The sequence below is a fragment of the Pantoea sp. Ae19-2 genome (genome assembly GCF_059801205.1).
The window spans coordinates 3,280,636-3,304,373 of record NZ_JBCHWE010000001.1 but is presented as its reverse complement, the minus strand read 5'-3'; the positions used below and the strand labels follow the sequence as shown (position 1 = coordinate 3,304,373).

Sequence of the window (23,738 nt, the reverse complement as noted above, 5' to 3'; positions counted from 1 at the left end):
TTCAACGAAACCAAAAGGATGTAGTGCTCGTTGTAACCGAAGATAAACCAAAACCAACAATCAAGGCCTTCTCACGATGAAAGTCATTCTGGTCAGACACGCGGAAACAGAGTGGAATGTACAGGGCATTATTCAGGGGCAGTGCGACAGCGCAGTGAGCGAACGTGGCAGACGCGAAACGGCTGCATTAGTGGCCGCGCTGGCAAAAGAAGATCATGTCGTTGAGTGTGTTTATGCCTCTCCACTAGGGCGAGCATGGCAAATGGCTCAAACCCTGGCTCAACGCTTCGCCTGTCCAGTGATTGCGGAATCCGCACTTAAGGAACAGGCATTTGGTATGTTTGAGGAAATGAACATAGCTTCACTCGCATCTGACTATCCTGCTAAAGCTGAGGCGTTATTTTCATCACATGCTGATTATTGCCCTCCAGGTGGCGAATCGCTGGCGCAGTCAACGCACAGAATGATGCGGTTTTTGCATTGTCTTGCGGACGAGCAAAAACACCAGACTGTTTGCCTCGTTTCACATGGGCACATCATTCAGGGAACGCTTGCCATGCTTAAAGAGGGAAACCTTGTTAATTTTGCCCGCTATGCTCAACCCAACGCGAGTTACTCCATATTTGAGTTGATTGATGGGCGCTGTACTGCGCTTAAATGGGGCATCGCCTCGCATTTGCTTCAGTGTTAACTTTGCGGTTTCTGCTATCGCTATGTGGCGGATTCTGTGTCCGCCAGGATTAGTGAGTCCTCTGAGCGCACTTATCTCAGCGACAGCAAAAACCCCACCGCTACCAACGCATAAAACCCCGCACAGATCAGATCGAAACTGCGCCGTGCCCGATTGAGATACGTCTCCGCTATTTGCGAAGCAAAAATCAGCGCATACAGGCTAAATATCATCACGCCGGTCAGTGCGCAGGTAGCAACCAGAACATAGATCTGCCACTGTGGCGCAGAGTTCGTCAGGCCCACGCTGGTCACGGTGAACCAGGTTAACGCGGCTTTGGGATTGGTCAGGTGCAATCCCAGCCCTTGCAGATAGTAGCCGCGTAAACGCGCGTGAGCCTGGGCTGGTCGTGCCGAAAGTTCTCCAGGGCGAAAGGCACTGCGCAGCGCTTTCGAGGCCAGCCAGAGCAGATAAGCCGCGCCGAGCAGTTTTAACCAGACGATAAAACCGTTGGAAGAAACCAAAATCGCGGACACGCCAAAGGCGGTCAACAGGCCCCAACAAATCGAACCTGAAATCACACCGGTGGCCAGCACCAGACCAGCTTTACGACCATAGTTCATCGCCGCATTGGCAATGGAAAGATTGCCCGGGCCAGGCGATGCCGTCCCTATGCTGTAAACCAGTAATGCTGCAAAGAATGAAGACATATCCCACATCTATCCAACCCCGACAGAAAGCATAAGCATGTATTAACATAATTTTAAAAAACATACATAACGGCTTGTATTGGATGGACGTGCACAGCAATGCTCGACCCCACGTGATTAACGCTGTTCAGCACTGAATCCCGCACTTTCGACGATGAGAATGTTCCCGCGTCGTACTGGTCGCCTGAAGCTGAAAAAGGAGGCACGTCCCTTCACGTGCCCCGGGACACATTCCGCGACAACACTACTGCGATACCGCTAACCCGGCATCCGGTTCTCCAGGTTCCTTTGGTTCTTTGATCAGAATCCACAGTGCCGCCGCACCGATAAGGTCAAACACCGCCAGCGCAACAAAGAACGGACCAAAGCCGATGATGCTGACAAACGCGCCGATAAACAGGTTAAAGATCAACTGACCGGACCAGGCACAGGCGCCAGCCATGCCGACGGCAGTCGCGACCTCATCCTTCCTGAACAGGTCTGCGCCCAGCGTGGCAGCTACGGTAGAAAGCAACTGGTGCGAGAAGCCACCAATGCTGATCAGCAACACGGCGACATAGGGGTTTTGAACAATGCTGACCAGGCCGATGGTGGTCATCAGCACCGCCCCGAGCGTAAAGGTAATACGGCGCGAATTGATCAGGCCGATGCCGCGATCGTTCAGGAACTTCGCCACAAAGCCGCTGGCCAAGCAGCCCAGATCGGCCATCAGGAACGGCAGCCAGACAAACATCGCAATCTCTTTCAGGCTGAAGTGCAGGGTTTCCACAAAGAAGATCGGCACCCAGAAATTGATGGTGCCCCAGGCCGGATCGGCCAGAAAACGTGAGAGGCCAATGCCCCAGAAATTACGCTGTTTGAGGATGGCTAATTTAGAGGTCTTCTCTTTCTGCTCGGTATGAAGGTGTTTTTCCTGACCGCCCTCAATATAGGCGCGCTCGTCCGCCGACAGCCGTTTGGCCTCTTTGGGATCTTTATAAAAGATGAGCCAGATAAAGGCCGCCACAATAGCCAGTCCACCGGCAACCAGAAATGCAAACTGCCAGCTGTGAAACAGTATGCACCAGGCGATCAGCGGCGGTGCCAGCATGGCACCAAAAGAGGTGCCCATATTAAAGACGCCAGTGGCAATGCCGCGCTCCTTCGCCGGAAACCAGGTGGCAGCGGTTTTCACCCCGGCCGGAATCGCCGAGGCTTCACTAAAGCCCATGATGGCGCGCATAAACGCCAGGCCCTGCCAGGAACCCGTTAGTGAGTGCGCTAAGGTGGCCAGCCCCCAGACGATGGCGCAGATAAAAAAGCCCAGCTTCAGGCCAATGGTATCAATGAAATAACCCATCACGGGCTGGCCGATGGTATAAGCCAGCTGAAAGGCGCTGACGATCCAGGAATATTGCTCCTTGGTAATATCCAGCTCCTTCATAATTGTCGGGGCGGCAACGCCCAACGCAGTGCGATCGAGGTAATTAATAATCGTAATAAAGCACACCAGTAATATCATGTGCCATCGGTAATGTTTGATTGTTTTCATGATTGCTCCCTCATTGTTACCTTTTCCTTATGACTTTGCTAAACAGGTGACATGATTTTTAAATTAGAGGCAGGTTAATTAATTGAGTGTTAGTAAATCTCGTGATTGCACCTTGTTATTATTAGGTAAGCGATTTTGCAATAAACACGGAATTGCGTGGTGTGATGAGGCGCATTGTTTAATGCCGTGAAAATCACTTTTGGTAAATAATGTGATCAACGTAACCCACACAGGTAAAAAGATTAAATAGCGGCAAGATGGCCTGGAATCAGGTTAACACTAAGACGTTGCAGCCAAATCTTTATGCCTGAAGCCACTTGCTGGCGTGCATAAGGGCATGTCCCTTGCAGGTTGAGAGGCGAGGTGCGATTTTTATTTCGACTGATTCAGACGTGATGTTAATCACCACAGCGGGTTGGATGCCTGATGGTCAATAAGGCAGCCCGTCGTTTTTAACGTAAATAAGATCGCGCTTTTATAAATATTTTTTACTCAGACGCTTTTCTCTTTTGTTCGTTTACGCTGCCGGTGCGGAGCGTTTATTCCTGCTAAAAAAAAAGAAATGATGGCGATGTTAATCGTTCATGGAAATACGAGAGTGAAGTAAGACGTTGCAACTTTATAAGAGGAATCTTAAAAGGTCGTCGTTTGATGTTGAACAGGGATTCAGTATTATTTTCACCCTGTGCCACCCGCAAAGGATGTGAGATGCAAATCTGTACGATGGACTATGCTCGTCTCTCGCCAGACGGAAAAAGGGTCAAGCTTGACTGTTACGGCATCGGCTCATTTGATGTTTTGTCAGGAATTGACCGTTATCTCAATAACCCAGACTGTTCAGATAGAGAAAAGGCCGCGATCCCGCCGGGCACATACTGGATAGTCGACCGCCCGAAAGGAAGCGTGCTAAATCAACTGCGTGCAGAAGTGATTGATGCGTATCATTTGTACAGAAATCATCATTCCGAATGGTTTGGTTTATATAACGCAGAAACCATGAGTGATCATGCTTACGTCAATGGCACACGTCGGGGCAGCTTTCGGCTTCACCCATTGAACAGCGACGGCACCGGGGTTTCGTGGGGCTGCGTAACGCTGTACAGTTCATCGGATTTTCAAACCCTCAGAGATGCTTTGCTGCGGATACCTAAGATAAAAGTGCCCGGCGGGAAAGATCTGATGGCTTATGGCCGCCTTGATGTGCGCGGCATTCCAGATTTTAGTCGGTGTGGTGTGAGATGAAAATTGCGATATTTATTATTGTGTTGCTGGCGGCTTTTGTGCTGATCCCGGATAGCTGGATCAACACGTTATTCATGAGCCATATCACTATTGAAGGCGATGGCGAAGAGGCGATGAACAGCTATTCGTTTACGTTCATCGTGGTGAAGTTCGTACTGTCTCTCGTGCTGGCTGTCCTGGCCTCGTGGGGATACCGTAAGCGAAAACGTTAGCCCGCGCTCAGGTGCCTGGCGGGGACGCACGACAGATGCTCAGCGCGATAAGCCAGGCCTTTCCTGAAGATGATCATCCGCATTCAACACGCGTTTACCGTCCACAGACCCTTTGTTTCGCGCCCTTCACGACTCACATTTTCTGCTTTTCAGCCATCACAATGCCCGCTTTGATAACGCTTTAGCGACACAACCCTTCACTTCCGTTTACTTCCGTTTTTCCCCAGGTGCTGAGATCTGCATCACTTTCACGCTGCGTGCGCTCCCTTACGCTTAACGGCCAGGCAGGAGGGGGGATGATGTTTCTGGAAGAACGACGCAATCAAATTTTGCAATGGCTGGACGAACATGAACGCGTCACCGTTAACGGGCTGGCGAGCCAGTTGCGTGTTACTCGGGAGACGATTCGCACCGATCTGCGTGCGCTGGCAGAGCAGGGGCTGGTTCAGCGCTGCTACGGCGGTGCCATAGTGCAACGTCGTAATCTACAGGAAAAGCTCATCAGCGAAAGTGGCCATTTTGATGTTTTACTCAAGCGGTTGCAGGCGCGTAAAACCACCGTAAAGACCACCAGCAGGCAGGGAAAAGTCTGCATCCTTGGCGCATTCAATGTTGATATCGTCGCCAGGGTGGCGCGTTTTCCGCAAAGTGGTGAATCGCTGATGGCGCAAGGCAGCACACTCGGGCCCGGCGGCAAGGGGGCCAATCAGGCCATGGCCGCCAGCCGGGCCGGAGCGCGCGTCCATTTTGTTGCCAAGGTCGGAACCGATCGGTTCAGCCAGTTTGCGTTTGATCACCTTTCGTCATCGGACATTCACTCTTTCCGTTTATACCAGACGGATACCGAACCCACAGGCAGCGCCATCATTTATGTCTCGCAGGAAAACGGCGAGAACATGATTGCCATCTACCCCGGTGCCAATAAAACCCTGACGGATGCCGAAATTGCCGAGCTGACCCATGAACTCACCGATGCGGATGTGTTGTTACTGCAGCTGGAAAACAACGTCGAGGCCACGCGCAGCGCTATCCGGCTGGCACATGCACTGGGCGTCCGCATCATCATGAACCCGGCGCCGTTCTCGTCTGAGGTCGTGAACGTTCTGCCGATGATCGATGTGCTGACGCCCAACGAAACCGAGGCCTCGCGGCTCTCGGGCATTGAAATCTGTGACATGGCGAGTGCGCGTAAGGCGGCGCAGGCGATTGTGGCGCAGGGGGCGCAGCGAGTGATCATCACCATGGGCGCGCGCGGCGCGCTGCTGTTCGACGCGCCGCATTGTCACGTCATTCCCGCCTTTCCTGCGCTCAGTGTGGACACCACCGGCGCGGGCGATGCCTTTAACGGCGCGCTGGCCGCCGCGCTGGCGCAGGGGCAGCCGTTACTGCAGGCCGCCACATGGGCATCGGCCTTTGCGTCCCTGGCCGTAGAGCGGGAAGGCGCAAGCAATATGCCCAAGCGGCATCAGGTCATCACCCGACTTAACCAACGATAATCCGACGTAACGCAACAGCCGCGCGCTGGCGCTGGCAGGAGAAACCATGAAAAAGATTGAAGGTATTGTCCCGGTCATGCTGACCCCATTCACCGCAGAGAATCAGATCGATTACCCCGGCCTGTCACGCCTGATCGACTGGTATCTGGCGCAGGGCGTGGATGCGCTGTTCGCCGTGTGCCAGTCCAGCGAAATGCAGTCTCTAAGCCTGGACGAGCGCGTTGCGCTGGCGCGTTTTGTGGTGGAGAAGGTGCAGGGCCGGGTGCCGGTGATTGCCTCCGGCCACATCAGCGATGAGTTAAGCGAGCAGACTCAGGAATTGCAGGCGATGGCCGGAACGGGCATCGATGCGCTGGTGCTGGTGACCAATCACCTCGATCCGCACAATCAGGGAAGCGAGACTTTTTATGCTCACCTTAATCACATTCTGGACGCGCTACCTGCCGGGCTGCCGTTGGGGCTCTACGAGTGCCCGGCGCCGTATCGTCGTCTGCTGAGCGACGACGAGTTCAGCTTCTGTGCCAACAGCGGCCGCTTTGTGGTGCTGAAAGACGTGAGCTGCGATCTGCCCACGGTGCAACGCCGCGTCAGGCTGGCGGAAGGCACGCCGCTGGCGGTGATTAACGCCAATGCGGCCATTGCGTGGCCGGCCATTCAGGCGGGCTCGCGCGGCTTCAGCGGCGTGTTCACGAACTTTCATCCGAACCTCTACGTCTGGCTTTATCACCAGGGCGCCCAGCAGCCTGAGAAAGCCCATGAGCTGTCGCTGTTCCTGTCGCTGAGCGCCGTCACCGAAACCCTTGGCTATCCCAAAAACGCCAAAATTTATCACCAGCGCCTCGGCACCTTCGCCAGCGAGCACTGCCGCGTTAACCGGGACAACGTGCTGGAGAAGTTCTGGGGGCTTGGCGTGTTGCTTGACCAGATTCGTGATGGCAGTGCGCTGTGGCAACACCGTCTTTCATAAAAAAACCGGACACCGTCTGTTCCTGCACCGTTTTACTACAAGGGAAAACACCATGATTGTATGCGATCAACTTGACTGGGCGCGTGAGCGTCACGCGTTTCATCCCATCGTTGACCAGGCGATTCGCTGGATAGCGGCCAGCGATTTCAGCCAGATGGAAACGGGGAAATACGATTTAATGCCCGACAACCAGATGTTCTGCCTGCTTCAGGAAATGGAGACCGAGCCCGCCAGCGCCCGCCGGGCCGAATCCCATTTTCGCTATGTCGATATTCAGTACCTGCTGGCCGGACGCGAAACGATCGGCGTGACGCGTGCCCATCCGCAGCATGTGATAGCGGAAGACCGGCGGGAGGAAAATGACGTGGTGTTTTATCAGGACATCACGGATGAGTACAGCATCGCGCTGACGCCGGGGCAGTTTGCGCTGTTTTTCCCTCACGATATTCATCGCCCTGGCTGTGCGTCGCCGGTGGCGCAGACTATCCGTAAAGCGGTGATTAAAATCCATCTCGATCTGTTTGCCGGGCGGGAGGCATCATGAAACCATCTGCGGCGATGTCAGAAACAACGTTGAGCGGGCAGGGCACGCTGAAAGGGAAGCTGCGCTGGGGCATTGTCACGCTGCTGTTGCTGGCGGCGATAGTGAATTACCTGGACCGCGCCAACCTGAGTATTGCCAACACCACCATTGCGGCGGAATTTGGCTTTTCGCAAACCGAAATGGGGTTGCTGTTGTCGGCGTTTCTCTGGCCCTATGCGCTGGCTAACCTGCCCGCAGGCTGGCTGGTGGACAAGTTAGGCCCCAAAAAGATGTTCTCCTGGGCGCTGGGGCTGTGGTCGGGCTTTACCGTGCTGACGGCGTTTGCCAACAGCTACAGCTATTTCTACGGTCTGCGTATGCTGCTGGGCGTGTCCGAATCCCCGTTCTTTACCTCGGGAATTAAAATCACCCATCGCTGGTTTGGCGACAGTGAACGCGGTTTACCCACTGCGATTATTAATACCGGTTCGCAAATTGCCAACGCCATTGCGCCGCCCATTCTGACCGTGCTGTTGCTGACCTTAGGCTGGCGCGGCATGTTTGTGGCGATCGGCGTAATGGGGCTTCCCCTGCTGCTGGCGTGGTGGAAGTTTTATCGCGATCCCAATGCCCGGGAAGATGCGCTGCTGCATGCCGGACAACCCAGCGTCGCAGTGCCGCAAGAGAAGGGCGAGGTGCGCTGGCGTGCGCTGTTCCGACACAGCACCACCTGGTTTATGGTGATCGGCAACTTCTCCATTATGTTCACGATCTGGGTCTATCTGACCTGGCTGCCGGGCTATCTGGAAAAATCGCTGGGCTTTAGCCTCAAAGCCACCGGCTGGATTGCCTCCATTCCGTTTCTGGCCGGTATTCTGGGCGTACTGGTGGGCGGTATGCTTTCAGACAACCTGGTGCGCCGGGGCGTCAGGGCCATCACCGCGCGTAAGGTGCCAATCGTATCGGGTGCGGCCCTGGCGGCCTGCTTCGTGGCGCCGATTCCGTTTGTAAACAGCACCCCGCTGGCCATTGGCCTGCTGGCGCTGGGCTATTTCTTCTCGCAGATGCCGCAGGGGGCGCTCTGGACGCTGGCCAGTGACATCGCACCGAAGTCGCAGGTGGCCTCGCTGGGCGCCATTCAGAACTTTGGCGGTTTCCTGGGGGCGGCAATGGCACCGATCGTTACCGGCATTATTCTGGATACCACCGGTAAATTCACCAATGTGTTTTTGCTTGGTGCAGCGCTCCTGATGCTGGGCGCGCTGAGCTACGGCCTGTTTGTGCGTAAGCCGCTGCAGGCAAGCTAACAAGCCCAACCCTGGCGGCCAGCCAGGGTTGTACCAAATGGCAGCCCACGCTGACGGTTATCGCTGACAGGGTTTACCTTCTGTTAAAGAGGGCTGACGTGAGATGTACCAGTACGAAAGGGTTTAACGCGGTAATCGGCAGAGCAGGGGGGATAACGCCGGTTCAGGATTATCGGCGCATCGATTGCCCTTAAAGAAAATGATTCATCCAGACGGGGGCGTTTTCTCCGTCTGTCATCGTTCTTTCTATTCGGGTTAACCTCTTTGCCCGGCGCGTAATTATCGTTTTTCCTCTTCCCGCCAATAAATCGTTTTAATTAAATTCTGTTGAACTAAAAGAGAAAATATAACAACATTGCGGCCGTTTATCATGGCATCACAGACGAGGCACCGCGTTTAAATTAACGCAAATAAGCCCTGCATGATGATCTCAATAATCATTTTCACGCTAATTATTGTTGTCCTTATTTACTTCACACAGACAGGTATGTTGAATGAAAAAGTCTATGAAATGGTTTGCCGCCCTTGCGGTCGTTGGGGCGTTGGCAGGTTGTGCGCGTACCGCCCCGCTTGAGAAAATTCATACTATCGTCGCGGCGGGTTATACCCAGGATCAGGTTAAAAATGCCATTTTAAGAGCCGGTGTTCAGCGTCAGTGGATGATGACGCAGGTGGCTCCGGGCGAGATTAAAGCGCGTCAGCAGGTTCGTGATCACATGGCTGAAGTGCGAATCAACTACTCGTCGACAGGCTACGATATCGTCTACGACCACAGCACCAATCTGCTGGCATCGGGCGGGCAGATTCATAAAACCTACAACCGCTGGGTAGAAAACCTGGATAAAGATATTCAGGCCAATCTCTCGGCAGGCACAAAATTGTAATTATGCCTAAAGTCGGGCCAGTGATGGCCCGATAAACCGCTTATGACTTAGCCGGTTTTCTCAGCCATCACACCGGAAAATGTGCCATACGCTGCTGCCAGTATGACCACGCAATGGCGGTGGCCTGTCAGATTTGCCGCCCCGGATTGCGCTGACGCGGGAAAATATCGAAAATGCAGGCTTTTCTCATCGCATCGCCTGCCATGAAGTCGATATGCTTGGCGACCTGCCTTTACCCGCAGAAGCCGATGTCGGTTGGATGAGTCAGTTTCAAGACGGCTTTTCGTCTGAACAAGTCGTCACGATGCTGGACCCTGTTGCCGACGTGATAAAACCCGGCGCGAAGCTGTTCATCATGGAACCGTTCTGGGATGCACAGAACATTGAAGCGGCCTCATTTAGTCTCAATGCGTCTTCGCTTTATTTTACCTGTATGGCCAACGGCAACAGCCGTTTCTACAGCATAGAGACGTTTTATCACTATCTGGACAAGGCAGGGTTCCAGAGCGATGAGCGCCACGACGGCCCGGGCGTTGGGCATACATTATTGCAGTGCCAGAAGAAACCATAACAACACGGCGATAAGCGCCCTGAGTATCACCTGAATATCGCGGACGCGCGTTGATGAAATTTGCATTAAACATTGTTGACTGGCAGGCCAGGGCCCCAGGATTAAGCGAAACGGCACAGTGGCTGGAATGGGCTCGGCTGTCGCACGCCATCGATCCTGCGGCACCGCAGGCAAAGCTGACCGAACTGCCGATGATGACCGCGCGCCGCCTCAGCGCCGGCAGTAAGCTGGCCGTGGAGTGCGGGCTGGCGATGCTGCGTCAGCATGAAATCGATGCCGTGCTTTACACCAGCCGTCACGGGGAGCTGGAACGCAATTTCCGCATTCTGCAGGCGCTGGCGACAGACCAGGCGCTTTCACCAACCGATTTTGCCCTGTCAGTGCACAACTCCGCCGTTGGCAGCCTGACGATAGCCGCGAAGAAGCCGATCGTCTCCTCGTCGCTTTCTGCCGGTAAAGACACCTTTCAGCAGGGGCTGTGTGAGGTGTTGTGTCTGCTCCAGGCGGGCTATCAGCGCGTGTTAATGGTCGATTTTGACGGGGCGATGCCGGCGTTTTATCACTCGCATCTCACATCAGAAACCCCGATGTGGCCGTTCGCGGTCGCGCTGGTGATTGAAGCCGGTGATGCCTTGCAGTGTGAAACCCGGTCGCAGCACACCGCGAAAGCGCCCGCGCTGCCGCAAAGCCTACTTTTTTTGCAGCACTACCTGCAAGATGCTGCCACCTTTGTCTTAAGTGGGGAAAGAGTGGAATGGCACTGGAGCCGCGGATGAGCAGGATAGTTTCGCGCCTCAACCGGGCATGGCGATGCGCGATGACCGGCTTTTGTTTTGCCCTGTTCGGTATCGGCGGACTGCTGTTATCTATGGTGTGGTTTAACCTGTTGTTACTCGCGGTATGGGATAAAGGCCGCCGCCGCCGCATCGCCAGGCGCAGTATCGCCGCCAGTTTCCGCTTCTTCTTAAGGGTGGCAAAAGGCGTTGGCGTACTGGATTACCGGATGCGCGGGCTTGAGCACCTGCGTCAGGATCGCGGCTGTCTGGTGGTCGCCAATCATCCGACGCTCATCGATTATGTGCTGTTGGCCTCTGTGATGCCGGAAAGCGACTGTCTGGTAAAGGGGGCGCTCCTGAAAAACCCGTTCGTCAGCGGCGTTATCCGGGCAGCCGATTATCTGATTAACAGCCAGGCCGATGCACTTCTGCCTGCCTGCCGACAGCGGCTGGCACAGGGCGACACGATTTTGATTTTTCCGGAAGGCACCCGAACCCGGCCCGGTGAACCCATGACGCTACAACGCGGTGCGGCCAATATTGCTGTGCGCTGTGGCAGTGATTTACGCGTAGTGATCATTCACTGTAGCGAGCATCTGCTGGACAAGCAGAGCAAATGGTATAACGTGCCGCCCGCCAAACCGCTGTTCAGCGTTGAGGTGCGGGAGCGGATATCTATCGATCAGTTTTACGATGCAGACATACAAGAACCGGCACTGGCGGCAAGACAGTTGAACCGGCATCTTTTGCTTCAATTACAACCAGGTTCTTCACCTTTTTCAGGAATTAATGATGCAAGCGCTTTACCTTGAAATCAAAAATCTCATTATAACGACGCTGAATCTCGACGAACTGTCGGCCGACGATATTGATAGCGATGCGCCGCTGTTTGGCGACGGCTTAGGACTGGACTCCATCGACGCGCTTGAGCTGGGGCTGGCGGTAAAAAATGCCTACGGTGTGGTTCTCTCGTCGGAAAGCGAAGAGATGCGCCAGCACTTTTTCTCCGTTGCCACGCTGGCAGCGTTCATCCACGCGCAACGTGCCTGAGGAGCGTCCGTCATGACAGAACAAAACGCTATTTATGAAGAGGTCACCGCGCTGTTGGTTAAGCTGTTTGAGATCGACCCGCAGGATATCTCCCCACAGGCGCGGCTGTATGAGGATCTGGAGCTGGACAGCATCGATGCGGTCGACATGATCGTGCATCTGCAAAAGAAAACCGGCAAGAAAATCAAGCCGGAAGAGTTCAAAGCCGTGCGTACCGTGCAGGACGTTGTCGATGCGGTAGAACGGCTGCTGAAAGAAGCGTAAGTCGCGATGTCCGGCAAACGCACGCGGCCCGTTCTTACGTTGCTGACAGGCTTGCTGCTGGTGGCGTGGCCCTTTTTGATCAGCGTCGGCCTGGCGCATAACAGCCTGCACTGGCTGTTGCCACTGATGGCGCTTGTTCTTTTACTCCGTCTTCGCCAGACCCGGCGCAAAACGGGGCCGATGCGTGTCATCACTCAGGTGGTGGCGGTGGCCGGCATTGCCCTGTGCGCGGCCAGCTACCTGCTGAAAACCCACCAGCTCCTGCTTTTTTACCCGGTCGTGGTCAATGGCGTCATGCTGGCGGTGTTTGGTGGCTCCCTGTGGTCAGCCATGCCCATTGTCGAACGGCTGGCCAGAGTCAGTGAGCCGGATCTGCCTGAAAAGGGCGTGCGTTATACCCGCCGGGTGACGCAAATCTGGTGCGTCTTTTTCATCCTCAACGGCAGCATGGCGCTCTTTACCGCGCTGTATGGCGATATGGCGCTGTGGACCGCCTGGAATGGAATGATTGCCTATCTGCTGATGGGCACGCTGATGGCGGGCGAGTGGCTGGTACGCCGGAAAATAAAACAACGAGATTCATGATGAAGCAGACGCTTACACTGACCCAGTGGCTCACTGCACCGCGACCGGCTGACGTGCCTGTGGCCTGGCTGGACGACCGCACCTGGACGCTGGGACATCTGCGGCAGGATGTGGCCTGCTTAATCGCCTTACTGCAGCAGCAGGCAGGCCAACGCTGGGCCTTGTGCTTTGAGGACAGCTACCTGTTTACCGTGGCCCTGCTGGCAACGCTGCACGCGGGCAAAACACCGGTTGTCCCCGGTCACTGTCGTGTTTCCTTGCTCAACGAACAACACGCCCTGTTTGACGGCGTGCTGAGTGAAAAAACGCTGAGCTGGCAGGGGCCGCTGCTGGTGGTCAGCAGTGCGATGACCCTCGCCGCCTTTGCTCCGTCTTTTCCGGCCATACCTGACGAGGCCAGCATCGAACTGTTTACCTCCGGCTCCACCGGTCAGCCGAAGCGGGTGGTGAAGGCCGTTCAGTCCCTGGATCATGAAGCGGCCCTGCTGGCCGACCGCTTTGCCGGGCGGCTGGCCGGTTGTCGGGTCGTGGCCTCTGTTGTGCCGCAGCACCAGTACGGTCTGACCTTTCGTATTATTCTGCCGATGGCGCTGGGATTACCGCTGCATGCGGCGATGCTCTGGTATGCCGAACAGCTCGCCGCCTTAAGCCACGATTATCAGTATGTTTTTATCAGCAGCCCGGCGTTTCTGAAACGCCTCGATCGCCAGCTCACCGCACCGCCGGTCGCGATGGTCTTTTCCGCCGGCGGCATGTTACCCTGGCAGGATGTTTCTCAGGCGGCGGACTGGATGCATATCTGGCCAGATGAAATTTATGGCAGCACGGAAACCGGTATCCTCGCCTGGCGCTATCGTCAGGAAGAAGATATCACCTGGCAACCCTTTGACGGCGTCCGTTTTCATCAGGAAAGCGATACGTTGCGTGTGTTTTCACCGCTGATCGCCGACAGAGAGGGTTTGTTGCTCGACGATATTCTGCATATCGAAGAAAACGGCCAGTTCCGGCTGGTGGGCCGTCGGGGCAGAGTGGTTAAAATTGAAGAGAAGCGTATTTCGTTAAGCGAAGTCGAACAGCGGCTGCTGGCGCTGGACGGGATCAGCGAGGTGGCGGCGGTGCCGGTTTTACGTCGCGGCCGACAGAGCATTGGCGTTCTGCTGGTGTTGGACGATGCAGCACGGCAACGCTGGCAGGAACACGGCGGTAAACAGCAAGAGCTGGCCTGGCGACGTGCGTTGTTGCCGTGGCTGGAACCTGTCGCCGTGCCGCGTTACTGGCGGGTGATCGATGCGATCCCGGTTAACAGTATGAACAAGCGTGTTTATGCGCAGTTACAGGAGTGGTTTCATGAAACCCCATGAAATTGAGCGCCATCAGTCGCAGCCCGATCAGGCTGAGATGGTTTTACACCTTGATCCGTCGCTGTTCTGGTTCAAAGGGCATTTTGCCGTTCAACCGCTGCTGCCCGGCGTGGCGCAACTTGACTGGGTGATGCAGTACGCGACGACGCTGCTGGCACCCGGCTGGCGTTTTCACAGCATTCAGAACGTGAAGTTTCAGGCTCCGCTGCTGCCGGACACTACCGTTACGTTAACGCTGAACTGGCAGGAAGCGCGCCAGATGCTGAGCTTTAGCTACCAGCGCCACGACGGTGAGGCACGTCATGTCGCCAGCAGCGGTAAGATTCGGTTATGTCACTAGCCTTTTCCCCCTGCGTGCTGATCCCCTGTTATAACCACGGTGCCATGATGGCAGCGGTGCTGGCGCGCCTGATGCCGTTTGGTCTGCCGTGCATTGTCGTTGATGACGGCAGCGATGCCGCTACCCAGGCGGTACTGGATCGGCTGGCAGCAGAAAACAGCACGCTGACGCTGGTGCGGCTGGCGCAAAACGCCGGAAAAGGTGCGGCGGTGCTGCGCGGTATGCAGGTGGCGGCGCAGGCTGGTTTTACCCATGCGGTGCAGGTCGATGCCGACGGCCAGCATGCTATTGAAGATATTCCCGCGCTGCTGGCGCTGGCGCAGCAGCATCCCGATGCGCTGATTTCCGGCCAGCCCATTTATGACGACTCCATTCCCCGCTCGCGGCTTTACGGGCGCTGGATCACCCACGTCTGGGTGTGGATCGAAACCCTGTCATTGCAGCTGAAAGACAGCATGTGCGGCTTTCGCGTCTATCCCATCGCGCCAACCTTACAGCTGGCACAGCGTGCCACCATCGGCAGGCGCATGGACTTTGATACCGAAGTGATGGTGCGGCTCTACTGGCAGGGTAACAACAGCTACTTTGTGCCGACCCGGGTAACCTATCCGCAGGACGGCCTCTCGCATTTCGACGCGGTCAAAGACAACGTGCGCATCTCCCTGATGCACACGCGGCTGTTTTTTGGCATGTTGCCGCGTATCCCTTCTTTACTGTTTCGCCGCTCGCCCCAGCACTGGGCGCGGCAGAAAGAGGTCAAAGGGCTGTGGGGCATGCGCCTGATGCTGCTGGTGTGGCGCCTGCTGGGCCGTAAAGCCTTTTCTCTTTTGCTGTATCCGGTGGTCGGCGCGTACTGGCTGACAGCCGCAACGGCACGAAAAGCCTCGCAGAACTGGATAACCCGCGTGCGTGAGCAGCTGCGGATACGCCAGCAGCCGGTGCCGAATAACCTGACCAGCTACCGGCATTTTCTGCGCTTTGGCAACGTCATGCTGGACAAAATCGCCAGCTGGCGCGGTGAGCTGCATTTCGGCAGCGACGTGGTCTTTGCACCGGGCGCGGAGGCGATGCTGGACCTCAGTCATCCGCAGGGCAGGCTGCTGCTGGCCTCGCACCTGGGCGATGTGGAGGCCTGCCGGGCGCTGGTGCAGCGCAGCGGCAGTAAAACCATTAATGCTCTGGTGTTTAGCGATAACGCCCAGCGCTTTAAGCAGATTATGGAAGAGATGGCCCCGCAGGCCGGGCTAAACCTGATGCCGGTAACGGATATCGGTCCGGACACCGCCATGTTGCTGAAAGAAAAGCTGGATCGCGGCGAGTGGATCGCGATTGTGGGCGATCGCATTGCCGTTAATCCGCAGCGCGGTGGGGAATGGCGTATTTGCTGGAGCCGCTTTATGGGCCAGCCTGCTCCCTTTCCGCAGGGGCCGTTTATTCTGGCGTCGATCCTGCGCTGCCCGGTTCACCTGATCTTCGCGCTGCGCCAGCAGGGAAAACTGCACATTCATTGCGAGCCGTTCGCCGATCCGCTGCTGTTGCCGCGTGCCGAGCGTCAGCAAGCCCTGCAGCAGACAATTGATCGCTATGCTGAACGCCTTGAGCACTATGCGCTCCAGTCGCCGCTCGACTGGTTTAACTTTTTCGATTTCTGGCAACTGCCGGATAGCAAAGACAAGGAGTAAAGGGTGCTTAACGATCCCCGTTTTACGGTCGACGTAGACCTGACCATTCCCTTTCATGATGTCGATGTGATGGGCGTGGTCTGGCACGGTAACTATTTTCGCTATTTCGAAATCGCCCGCGAGGCGTTACTGAACCAGTTTGACTATGGCTACCGGCAGATGAAGGCCTCTGGCTACGTCTGGCCGGTAGTGGATACGCGGGTAAAGTACCGCCATCCGCTCACCTTTGAGCAACGCATTCGCGTGCGGGCGCGCATTGAAGAGTGTGAAAACCGTCTGCGCATTGGGTATGAAATTTTCGATGCCGACAGCGGCCAGCGCACCACCACGGGCTATACCATTCAGGTGGCGGTGGAAGAGCAAAGTCGCGAGATGTGCTTTGTCTGCCCGGACATTCTGTTTGAACGTATGGGAGTGACGCCATGAGAGGCCTGCTATTCCTGGCGCTGTTGATCAGCCCGTTTGTCAGCGCGCTGACGCTCGACGATCTGCAGCAGCGCTTCACCGCTCAGCCGGTGATCCGTGCGCACTTCGATCAGGTGCGCACCATTAAGGATATGCCGCAGCCGCTAAAATCGCAGGGCACGATGCTGATCGCCCGCGACAAGGGCCTGCTGTGGGATCAAACCCGTCCGTTCCCGATGCAGCTGCTGCTGGATGATAAACGCATGGTGCAGGTGATCAACGGCCAGCCACCGCAGACCATTACCGCCGAAAACAATCCGCAGATGTTCCAGTTTAATCACCTGCTGCGCGCGCTGTTTCAGGCGGATCGCAAGGTGCTGGAGCAGAATTTTCGCGTCGACTTTGCCGACAAGGGCGAAGGCCGCTGGACGCTGCGCCTGACGCCGATCACCACGCCGCTGGATAAGATCTTCTCCAGCATCGATCTGGCGGGCAAAACCTATCTGGAGCAGATCCAACTCAACGATAAGCAGGGCGATCGCACGGACATTACCCTTTCGCAACATCAACTGACGCCAGCACAACTGACTAATGACGAACGCCAACGCTTTGCCGCCCCGTAAACGGCCCGCGCTGCTGTGGGGGCTGGTCTGCCTGCTCATGTTGGTGGTGCTGCATACGCTGCTGCCGCAGGCCCGGCTGAACAGCAGCGTGCTGGCGATGCTGCCAAAGCAGGCGCTGGGCGCGATTCCCCCCGCCCTCAACGACGGCTTTATGCAGCGGCTCGATCGGCAACTGGTCTGGCTGGTGAGCCCCGGTAAGCAGGCCGATCCCCTGGTGGCGCGCGACTGGCTGACACGGTTACAGCGATCCGGGGCGCTGGCCGAGGTAAAAGGGCCGATGGATGCCCGCAGCCAGCAGGCGTGGGGCACGTTTTTCTGGCAGCACCGTAACGGCATGATCGACAGCGAAACGCGGCAGCGGCTGCAAAACGGCGGCGAGGCGCAGGCGCAGTGGATCCTCTCTCAGCTCTATTCCGCCTTTTCCGGCGTCAGTGGCAAAGAATTACAGAACGATCCGCTGATGCTGACGCGCGGATCGCAGCTGGCGATGGCGAAAAACGGTCAGCGGCTGCGCCTGATGGACGGCTGGCTGGTGACGCAGGACAGCCAGGGGAATTACTGGTATTTGCTGCACGGCGAACTGGCCGGATCGTCGTTTGATATGCAGCAGACGCACAAACTGGTCACCACGCTGGGCGCGCTGGAAAAAACGTTCAAGGCGCAGTACCCGCAGGTCCGGCTGCTCTCGCGCGGCACGGTGTTTTACAGCGATTACGCCAGCCAGCAGGCGAAGCATGATGTGTCCACGCTGGGGCTGGCAACCGTGCTGGGCGTGCTACTGCTGATTCTGGTGGTGTTCCGTTCGGTACGGCCAATCCTGTTATGCCTGCTCTCGATTGCCATTGGCGCGCTGGCGGGCACCGTTGTGACGTTGCTGGTGTTTGGCGAGCTGCACCTGATGACGCTGGTGATGAGCATGAGCATCATCGGCATCTCCGCCGATTACACGCTCTATTACCTCACCGAGCGCATGGTGCATGGCGCCGATACCTCGCCCTGGCAGAGCCTGGCGAAAGTCCGCAATGCGCTGCTGCTGGCCCTGCTGACCACGGTGGCCGCCTATCTGATCATGATGCTGGCACCGTTTCCGGGCATTCGCCAGATGGCGCTCTTTGCGGCGGTGGGCCTGAGCGCCGCCTGCCTGACGGTCGTGTTCTGGCATCCGTGGCTGTGCCGCGGCTTGCCTGTGCGTCCGGTCCCCGCCATGGTGCTGATGCTGCGCTGGCTTGCCGCATGGCGGCGTAACAAAGCCCTGTCGGTGGGGCTGCCGGTGGCGCTGGCGCTGTTCTCGCTGGCGGGCCTCGCCACCTTGCGCGTAGACGATGATATCTCACAGCTTCAGGCGCTGCCGCAGCACCTTCTGGCGCAGGAAAAAGCCATTACTGCGCTGACCGGGCAGAGCGTCGATCAGAAATGGTTTGTAGTATACGGCAACAGTGCGCAGCAGACGCTGACGCGGCTGGAAGCCTTCACGCCCGCGCTGGAACGGGCCAAAGCGCAAGGGCTGATCGGCGGTTATCGAACGCTTCCCCTGAACTCGCTGGCGCGTCAGGCACAGGATGTGGCGCTGTTGAAAAATGCCGCGCCTGCCGTCACGCGCGCGCTCAGCGAGGCGGGCGTAACGACATTGAAGCCGGATCTCAATCCTATGCCGGTCAGCGTTGCGGCCTGGCTTGCCAGCCCGGCCAGCGAAGGCTGGCGCCTGCTGTGGCTGACGCTGAAGAGCGGTGAGAGCGGCGTGCTGGTGCCGGTAGACGGCGTAACACACAGCGCCGCGCTTGATGCGCTAAGTAAAGGCTATCCCGGCGTCGCCTGGGTGGATCGCAAAACCACGTTTGACGGGCTGTTTGCCTTGTATCGCCATATCCTGACCGGCCTGCTGCTTGTTGCTCTGGCCGTGATTGCCTGCGGTGCCGTCATGCGGCTTGGCTGGCGCAAAGGCGCGCTCAGCCTGGTGCCATCTGTGCTGTCTCTGGGCTGCGGCCTGGCGGTGCTGGCCTTTACCGGCCATGCGGTCAACCTGTTTTCCCTGCTGGCGCTGGTACTGGTGCTCGGTATCGGCATCAACTACACGCTGTTTTTCAGTAATCCACGCGGTACGCCGCTCACCTCCATGCTGGCCATCACACTGGCAATGATGACAACGCTGCTGACGCTGGGCATGCTGGTTTTCAGCACCACCCAGGCCATTAGCAGCTTTGGTATCGTACTGATCAGCGGTATTTTCACCGCCTGGCTGCTGGCACCGCTGGCGATGCCGACGAAAAGAGAGAAAAAAACACGATGATCAACCAGACTTTACGCATGCTGAAATATTGCCTGGCGCGATGGCGTGCCAGATCGGTGCCGCTACGCGGTCGCCGCGTGTCCGCTGGAGGCTGTTTGATTATTGCCGCCACGCTGATGCTGGCCGGGTGCAGTCATTCCACGCACAGCCCGCAGCAGCGTCCGCAGGCCTGGCTGGCACCGGGCGCACGCGTGACGCTGCCTGCGCCGGGCATTGCGCCGTCAATCCGTTCCCAGCAGCTTCTGACCGGCCGTTTTCACGGCAAGACCCAGTCGCTGCTGGTGATGCTCAACGCAGATGATAAAAAAATCTCTCTGGCAGGGCTGTCGTCGGTGGGTATTCGTCTGTTCCTGGTGACCTACGATCGCCAGGGATTGCACACCGAACAGTCGATTGTGCTGCCGCAGCTGCCACCGGCCAGTCAGGTGCTGGCCGACGTGATGCTCAGCCACTGGCCCATCAGCGCCTGGCTGCCCCAGTTGCCAGAGGGCTGGACGCTGAAAGACCGTGGGGATAAGCGCGAGCTGCGTAATGCCAGCGGCAAGCTGGTGACGGAAATCACTTATCTGAACCGCCAGGGTAAGCGCGAACCCATCAGCATTGAGCAGCACGCGTTTAAATACCACATCACCATTCAATATCTGGATGACTGAGATGATCTACGTTTCTGCCGTTGGCATGATTAACGCGCTGGGCAAGGATAACGATGAGGTCGCTCTCAACCTGGTGCGTGGCGTGGCCCCTGGTATGCGCGCCCGCAGCGGCTGGTTGCAGGCGCATCCGCACGCCGTGCTGGCCGGCGTGGAAGGGGCGCTGCCGGCGATCCCTGACGCCTTCAGCGCGCATCGTTCGCGCAATAATCAACTGCTGCTGGCCGCGCTGGCCCAGATTCAGCCCGACGTGGATCAGGCGATTGCGCAGTATGGCCGCGATCGTGTCGCCATCGTGCTGGGTACCAGCACATCCGGGCTGGACGAAGGGGATATGCACGTCCGCCTGTCGCTGAATCAGCAATCAAGCACGGCATGGCGCTATCCGCAGCAGGAGTTGGGCGATCCCTCGCGCTTTCTCAGCCACTGGCTGGCACTTGACGGTCCGGCGTTTACGCTGTCCACCGCCTGCTCCTCCAGCGCCCGTGCGATGATAAGCGGACGTCGCCTGATTGAGGCGGGGCTGGCGGATGTAGCGATCGTTGGTGGAGCAGACACGCTCAGCCGGATGCCGGTCAACGGCTTTCACAGCCTGGAGTCGCTTTCTCCCACCCTGTGTCAGCCGTTCGCCCGCGATCGCAGCGGCATTACCATCGGTGAAGGTGCCGCGCTGATGTTGTTAACCCGTGAGCCGCAGCCGATTGCGCTGCTGGGCGTGGGCGAATCCAGCGATGCCTACCATATCTCAGCCCCGCATCCAGAGGGGGAAGGGGCGATTCGCGCCATCCATCAGGCCCTGAACGAAGCCGGTATTGCGCCTGAGGCGGTGGGCTATATCAACCTGCATGGCACCGCAACCACGCTCAACGATCAGATTGAATCCAGCGTGGTAAACGCCCTGTTTGGCGAGCAGGTGCCCTGCAGTTCAACGAAACACCTGACCGGGCACACGTTGGGCGCGGCGGGCATTACCGAAGCGGCGCTCAGCATGCTGATCCTGCAACGCAACCTGCCGCTGCCGCCGCAGGATTTTAGCCTGTCGCCGCGCGATGCGGATTTGCCGCCCTGTGGCATCATTGACCGGCCTCAGCCGCTGGCGCGCCCGGTGATTCTGTCAAACTCGTTTGCCTTCGGCGGTAACAACGCCAGTATTCTGCTTGGGAAGATCTTATGAGCCACTATTTATCCCCCACGGACTATCTGCCGCACGATGCGCCGATGCTGTTACTGGAAAAGGTCAGCGACGTGACGGCCGACAGCGCGACCTGCTGCGTCACGGTATCGCCGCAGGGCGTGCTGGCCCCGTTTCTCGATTCCGATGGCAACCTGCCGGGCTGGTATGTCCTGGAGTTAATGGCGCAGACGGTCGGCGTCTGGTCGGGCTGGCATCGGCATCAGCAGGGACAGGCCAGTATCTCGTTAGGCATGGTGCTGGGCGCGCGCGAATTAGTGTGTAGCGCAGGGATTCTACCGGCGGATGCCACGCTGATCGTCAAGGTCAAACTGCTGATGCAGGATGAACGCTTTGGCAGCTTTGAGTGCGCCATCGAGGCGGGGAGCGCTATGCTGGCAACCGGCCGGGTAAATACCTTTCAGCCCACCGCCGAAGAACTTCATTCATTATTTCAACAAGGAGCGCCCTCATGAGCCGTTCAGTATTGGTTACCGGTGCCAGCAAAGGCATTGGTCGCGCCATCGCCTGCCAGCTGGCGGCAGACGGCTTCACCCTTGGCGTGCATTATCACCATGATGCTGCCGGGGCGCAGCAAACCCTGGATGCCATTCTGGCGGCAGGTGGCACGGGCCGCCTGCTGCAGTTTGATGTGGCGAACCGTCAGCAGTGCCGCGAGGTGCTGGAGCAGGATATCGACGCACACGGAGCCTGGTACGGCGTGGTCAGCAATGCCGGCATTGCCCGCGATGCGGCCTTTCCTGCGTTGAGCGACGACGACTGGGATAAGGTGATTCATACCAATCTGGACAGTTTTTACAACGTGATTCAGCCCTGCATTATGCCAATGATCAGCGCCCGCCAGGGCGGACGCATTATTACGCTCTCCTCGGTGTCTGGCCTGATGGGCAATCGCGGTCAGGTGAACTACAGTGCCGCGAAAGCAGGCATTATTGGCGCCACCAAAGCGCTGGCGATTGAGCTGGCCAAACGCAAAATTACCGTTAACTGTATTGCGCCAGGGCTGATCGATACAGGAATGATCGAGATGGAAGAGACGGCGCTGAAAGAGGCGATGTCTCTGATCCCCATGAAACGCATGGGGCAAACCGAGGAAGTGGCCGGGCTTGCCCGTTACCTGATGTCGGATATCGCAGGTTATGTGACGCGCCAGGTGATTTCCATCAACGGAGGCATGTTATGACACGGCGCGTGGTCATTACCGGTATGGGCGGCGTCACCGCGTTTGGCGAAAACTGGCAGGACGTTTCAGCCAGGCTGCTGGCGTATGAAAATGCCGTTCGCAGAATGCCGGAGTGGCAGGTTTACGACGGGCTGCATACCTTACTGGGCGCCCCGATTGATAATTTCAGTTTGCCGGAACACTACACCCGCAAACGTATTCGCGCCATGGGGCGCGTTTCATTAATGTCGACCCGCGCCAGCGAACTGGCGCTGGTCGACGCGGGATTGATCGGCGATCCTGTGCTCACCAATGGTGAAACCGGCATTGCTTACGGCTCCTCGACCGGCAGCACCGGACCGGTAAGCGAATTCGCGACCATGCTGACGGAAAAGCACACCAATAATATTACCGGCACCACCTATGTACAGATGATGCCGCACACCACCGCCGTGAATACCGGGCTGTTTTTCGGCCTGCGCGGTCGGGTTATCCCCACCTCCAGCGCCTGTACCTCGGGTAGCCAGGCGATTGGCTACGCGTGGGAGGCGATCCGCCACGGTTATCAGACGGTGATGGTGGCCGGTGGCGCAGAAGAGCTGTGTCCCTCGGAAGCGGCGGTGTTTGACACGCTTTTCGCCACCAGCCAGCGCAACGATGCGCCGACCACCACGCCTTCGCCCTTTGATGAAAAACGGGACGGTCTGGTGATTGGCGAGGGCGCAGGCACGCTGATTCTGGAAGAGCTGGAACACGCGAAAGCGCGCGGCGCGACAATCTATGGCGAGATCGTCGGCTTCAACACCAACTGTGACGCTGCCCATATCACTCAGCCGCAGCGGGAAACGATGCAGATTTGCATGGAGAAGGCATTGACGATGGCGGGATTAAGCCCGCAGGACATCGGCTATATTTCGGCGCACGGCACCGCCACCGATCGCGGCGATCTGGCGGAAAGCCAGGCGACGGCGGCGATTTACGGCAATCAGGTGCCCATTTCGTCCCTGAAAAGCTATTTCGGCCACACATTAGGGGCCTGCGGCGCGCTGGAAGCCTGGATGAGCCTGCAAATGATGCGCGAGGGCTGGTTCGCTCCTACGCTGAATCTGACGCAACCGGACGCCAACTGCGGCGAACTGGACTACATCATGGGCCAGGCACGCCCTATCGATTGTGAGTTTTTGCAGAGCAATAACTTCGCGTTTGGCGGCATTAACACCTCCATCATCATCAAACGCTGGCACTGAT

General features: G+C 57.4%; 26 protein-coding genes and 1 pseudogene. 25 read left to right on the top strand and 2 right to left on the bottom strand.

Translation table 11 applies throughout. The annotated features are described in order from the left end of the window. The first annotated feature begins 76 nt into the window (after positions 1 to 76). Positions 77 to 691 (top strand): histidine phosphatase family protein, encoded by a 615-nt coding sequence (locus AAIE03_RS15260; RefSeq protein ID WP_024472339.1) that lies wholly within the window; start codon positions 77 to 79, stop codon positions 689 to 691. Positions 692 to 762: 71 nt separating this feature from the next. On the opposite strand, the gene AAIE03_RS15255 is transcribed toward AAIE03_RS15260, so the two are convergent. Both AAIE03_RS15255 and AAIE03_RS15250 read right to left on the bottom strand, forming a co-directional pair. Beyond that, positions 763 to 1,389: a LysE family translocator gene (locus tag AAIE03_RS15255; RefSeq protein ID WP_024472338.1), complete on the bottom strand. Its 627-nt coding sequence runs from the start codon at positions 1,387 to 1,389 to the stop codon at positions 763 to 765. A 235-nt stretch (positions 1,390 to 1,624) separates the two neighbouring features. Beyond that, positions 1,625 to 2,911 (bottom strand): MFS transporter, encoded by a 1,287-nt coding sequence (locus AAIE03_RS15250; RefSeq protein ID WP_498563075.1) that lies wholly within the window; start codon positions 2,909 to 2,911, stop codon positions 1,625 to 1,627. A gap of 708 nt (positions 2,912 to 3,619) precedes the next feature. Here AAIE03_RS15250 and AAIE03_RS15245 point away from each other — a divergent pair. The 24 genes and pseudogenes from AAIE03_RS15245 (at position 3,620) to AAIE03_RS15130 (ending at position 23,737) form a co-directional block, all read left to right on the top strand. Beyond that, complete coding sequence (locus AAIE03_RS15245) at positions 3,620 to 4,153, top strand: DUF2778 domain-containing protein (protein WP_263751447.1); 534 nt, start codon at positions 3,620 to 3,622, stop codon at positions 4,151 to 4,153. Next, positions 4,150 to 4,365: a hypothetical protein gene (locus AAIE03_RS15240; RefSeq protein WP_014606679.1), complete on the top strand. Its 216-nt coding sequence runs from the start codon at positions 4,150 to 4,152 to the stop codon at positions 4,363 to 4,365. Before AAIE03_RS15245 ends, AAIE03_RS15240 begins: the two co-directional genes overlap by 4 nt. Before the next feature lie 299 nt (positions 4,366 to 4,664). Further along, positions 4,665 to 5,861 carry a ribokinase gene (gene rbsK, locus AAIE03_RS15235; RefSeq protein ID WP_031283442.1) on the top strand — a complete coding sequence of 399 codons (1,197 nt, stop codon included), beginning with the start codon at positions 4,665 to 4,667 and terminating at the stop codon, positions 5,859 to 5,861. Between the two features lie 46 nt (positions 5,862 to 5,907). After that, complete coding sequence (locus AAIE03_RS15230) at positions 5,908 to 6,828, top strand: dihydrodipicolinate synthase family protein (protein ID WP_019105032.1); 921 nt, start codon at positions 5,908 to 5,910, stop codon at positions 6,826 to 6,828. Between the two features lie 52 nt (positions 6,829 to 6,880). Beyond that, the gene (locus AAIE03_RS15225; protein WP_029570956.1) at positions 6,881 to 7,372 is read left to right on the top strand and encodes a NanQ anomerase/TabA/YiaL family protein; all 492 of its coding nucleotides are present in this window, start codon (positions 6,881 to 6,883) and stop codon (positions 7,370 to 7,372) included. Continuing rightward, complete coding sequence (locus tag AAIE03_RS15220; RefSeq protein ID WP_105080473.1) at positions 7,369 to 8,658, top strand: MFS transporter; 1,290 nt, start codon at positions 7,369 to 7,371, stop codon at positions 8,656 to 8,658. The genes AAIE03_RS15225 and AAIE03_RS15220 overlap by 4 nt, the downstream gene beginning before the upstream one ends. Positions 8,659 to 9,152: 494 nt before the next feature. After that, positions 9,153 to 9,542: a hypothetical protein gene (locus AAIE03_RS15215; RefSeq protein ID WP_013024442.1), complete on the top strand. Its 390-nt coding sequence runs from the start codon at positions 9,153 to 9,155 to the stop codon at positions 9,540 to 9,542. Positions 9,543 to 9,577: 35 nt separating this feature from the next. After that, a pseudogene (locus AAIE03_RS15210) lies at positions 9,578 to 10,113 on the top strand (methyltransferase); the annotation flags it as partial. A 53-nt stretch (positions 10,114 to 10,166) separates the two neighbouring features. After that, positions 10,167 to 10,889, top strand: coding sequence for a beta-ketoacyl synthase chain length factor (locus tag AAIE03_RS15205; RefSeq protein WP_014595231.1), 723 nt, complete (start codon positions 10,167 to 10,169; stop codon positions 10,887 to 10,889). Further along, a complete protein-coding gene (locus AAIE03_RS15200; protein WP_031283437.1) occupies positions 10,868 to 11,701 on the top strand; it encodes a lysophospholipid acyltransferase family protein in 834 nt (277 codons plus the stop codon). Before AAIE03_RS15205 ends, AAIE03_RS15200 begins: the two co-directional genes overlap by 22 nt. Further along, positions 11,682 to 11,939, top strand: coding sequence for a phosphopantetheine-binding protein (locus AAIE03_RS15195; protein WP_019105036.1), 258 nt, complete (start codon positions 11,682 to 11,684; stop codon positions 11,937 to 11,939). Before AAIE03_RS15200 ends, AAIE03_RS15195 begins: the two co-directional genes overlap by 20 nt. Positions 11,940 to 11,951: 12 nt before the next feature. Next, positions 11,952 to 12,203, top strand: a complete 252-nt coding sequence (locus tag AAIE03_RS15190) for an acyl carrier protein (RefSeq protein ID WP_019105037.1) — start codon at positions 11,952 to 11,954, stop codon at positions 12,201 to 12,203. 6 nt (positions 12,204 to 12,209) lie between these two features. Beyond that, complete coding sequence (locus AAIE03_RS15185; RefSeq protein WP_014595234.1) at positions 12,210 to 12,788, top strand: COG4648 family protein; 579 nt, start codon at positions 12,210 to 12,212, stop codon at positions 12,786 to 12,788. Beyond that, positions 12,788 to 14,149 carry an AMP-binding protein gene (locus tag AAIE03_RS15180; RefSeq protein WP_031283435.1) on the top strand — a complete coding sequence of 454 codons (1,362 nt, stop codon included), beginning with the start codon at positions 12,788 to 12,790 and terminating at the stop codon, positions 14,147 to 14,149. The genes AAIE03_RS15185 and AAIE03_RS15180 overlap by 1 nt, the downstream gene beginning before the upstream one ends. Continuing rightward, complete coding sequence (locus AAIE03_RS15175) at positions 14,136 to 14,489, top strand: ApeI family dehydratase (RefSeq protein WP_022622298.1); 354 nt, start codon at positions 14,136 to 14,138, stop codon at positions 14,487 to 14,489. Before AAIE03_RS15180 ends, AAIE03_RS15175 begins: the two co-directional genes overlap by 14 nt. Beyond that, a complete protein-coding gene (locus AAIE03_RS15170) occupies positions 14,480 to 16,171 on the top strand; it encodes a glycosyltransferase family 2 protein (RefSeq protein ID WP_013024451.1) in 1,692 nt (563 codons plus the stop codon). The genes AAIE03_RS15175 and AAIE03_RS15170 overlap by 10 nt, the downstream gene beginning before the upstream one ends. A 3-nt stretch (positions 16,172 to 16,174) precedes the next feature. Beyond that, complete coding sequence (locus tag AAIE03_RS15165) at positions 16,175 to 16,597, top strand: acyl-CoA thioesterase (RefSeq protein WP_013024452.1); 423 nt, start codon at positions 16,175 to 16,177, stop codon at positions 16,595 to 16,597. After that, positions 16,594 to 17,199 (top strand): LolA family protein, encoded by a 606-nt coding sequence (locus AAIE03_RS15160; RefSeq protein WP_022622297.1) that lies wholly within the window; start codon positions 16,594 to 16,596, stop codon positions 17,197 to 17,199. Before AAIE03_RS15165 ends, AAIE03_RS15160 begins: the two co-directional genes overlap by 4 nt. Continuing rightward, the gene (locus AAIE03_RS15155) at positions 17,168 to 19,486 is read left to right on the top strand and encodes an MMPL family transporter (RefSeq protein WP_498563074.1); all 2,319 of its coding nucleotides are present in this window, start codon (positions 17,168 to 17,170) and stop codon (positions 19,484 to 19,486) included. Before AAIE03_RS15160 ends, AAIE03_RS15155 begins: the two co-directional genes overlap by 32 nt. Before the next feature lie 116 nt (positions 19,487 to 19,602). Further along, positions 19,603 to 20,139 (top strand): DUF3261 domain-containing protein, encoded by a 537-nt coding sequence (locus AAIE03_RS15150; RefSeq protein WP_042677869.1) that lies wholly within the window; start codon positions 19,603 to 19,605, stop codon positions 20,137 to 20,139. A 1-nt stretch (position 20,140) separates the two neighbouring features. Further along, positions 20,141 to 21,310 carry a beta-ketoacyl-[acyl-carrier-protein] synthase family protein gene (locus AAIE03_RS15145; RefSeq protein WP_019105044.1) on the top strand — a complete coding sequence of 390 codons (1,170 nt, stop codon included), beginning with the start codon at positions 20,141 to 20,143 and terminating at the stop codon, positions 21,308 to 21,310. Further along, complete coding sequence (locus AAIE03_RS15140; RefSeq protein ID WP_498563073.1) at positions 21,307 to 21,783, top strand: hotdog family protein; 477 nt, start codon at positions 21,307 to 21,309, stop codon at positions 21,781 to 21,783. Before AAIE03_RS15145 ends, AAIE03_RS15140 begins: the two co-directional genes overlap by 4 nt. After that, entirely contained in the window at positions 21,780 to 22,511 is a 732-nt protein-coding gene (locus tag AAIE03_RS15135; protein WP_013024458.1) for a 3-ketoacyl-ACP reductase FabG2, read from the top strand. The genes AAIE03_RS15140 and AAIE03_RS15135 overlap by 4 nt, the downstream gene beginning before the upstream one ends. Further along, positions 22,508 to 23,737 (top strand): beta-ketoacyl-ACP synthase, encoded by a 1,230-nt coding sequence (locus tag AAIE03_RS15130; RefSeq protein WP_042677852.1) that lies wholly within the window; start codon positions 22,508 to 22,510, stop codon positions 23,735 to 23,737. The genes AAIE03_RS15135 and AAIE03_RS15130 overlap by 4 nt, the downstream gene beginning before the upstream one ends. Position 23,738: the final 1 nt, after the last annotated feature.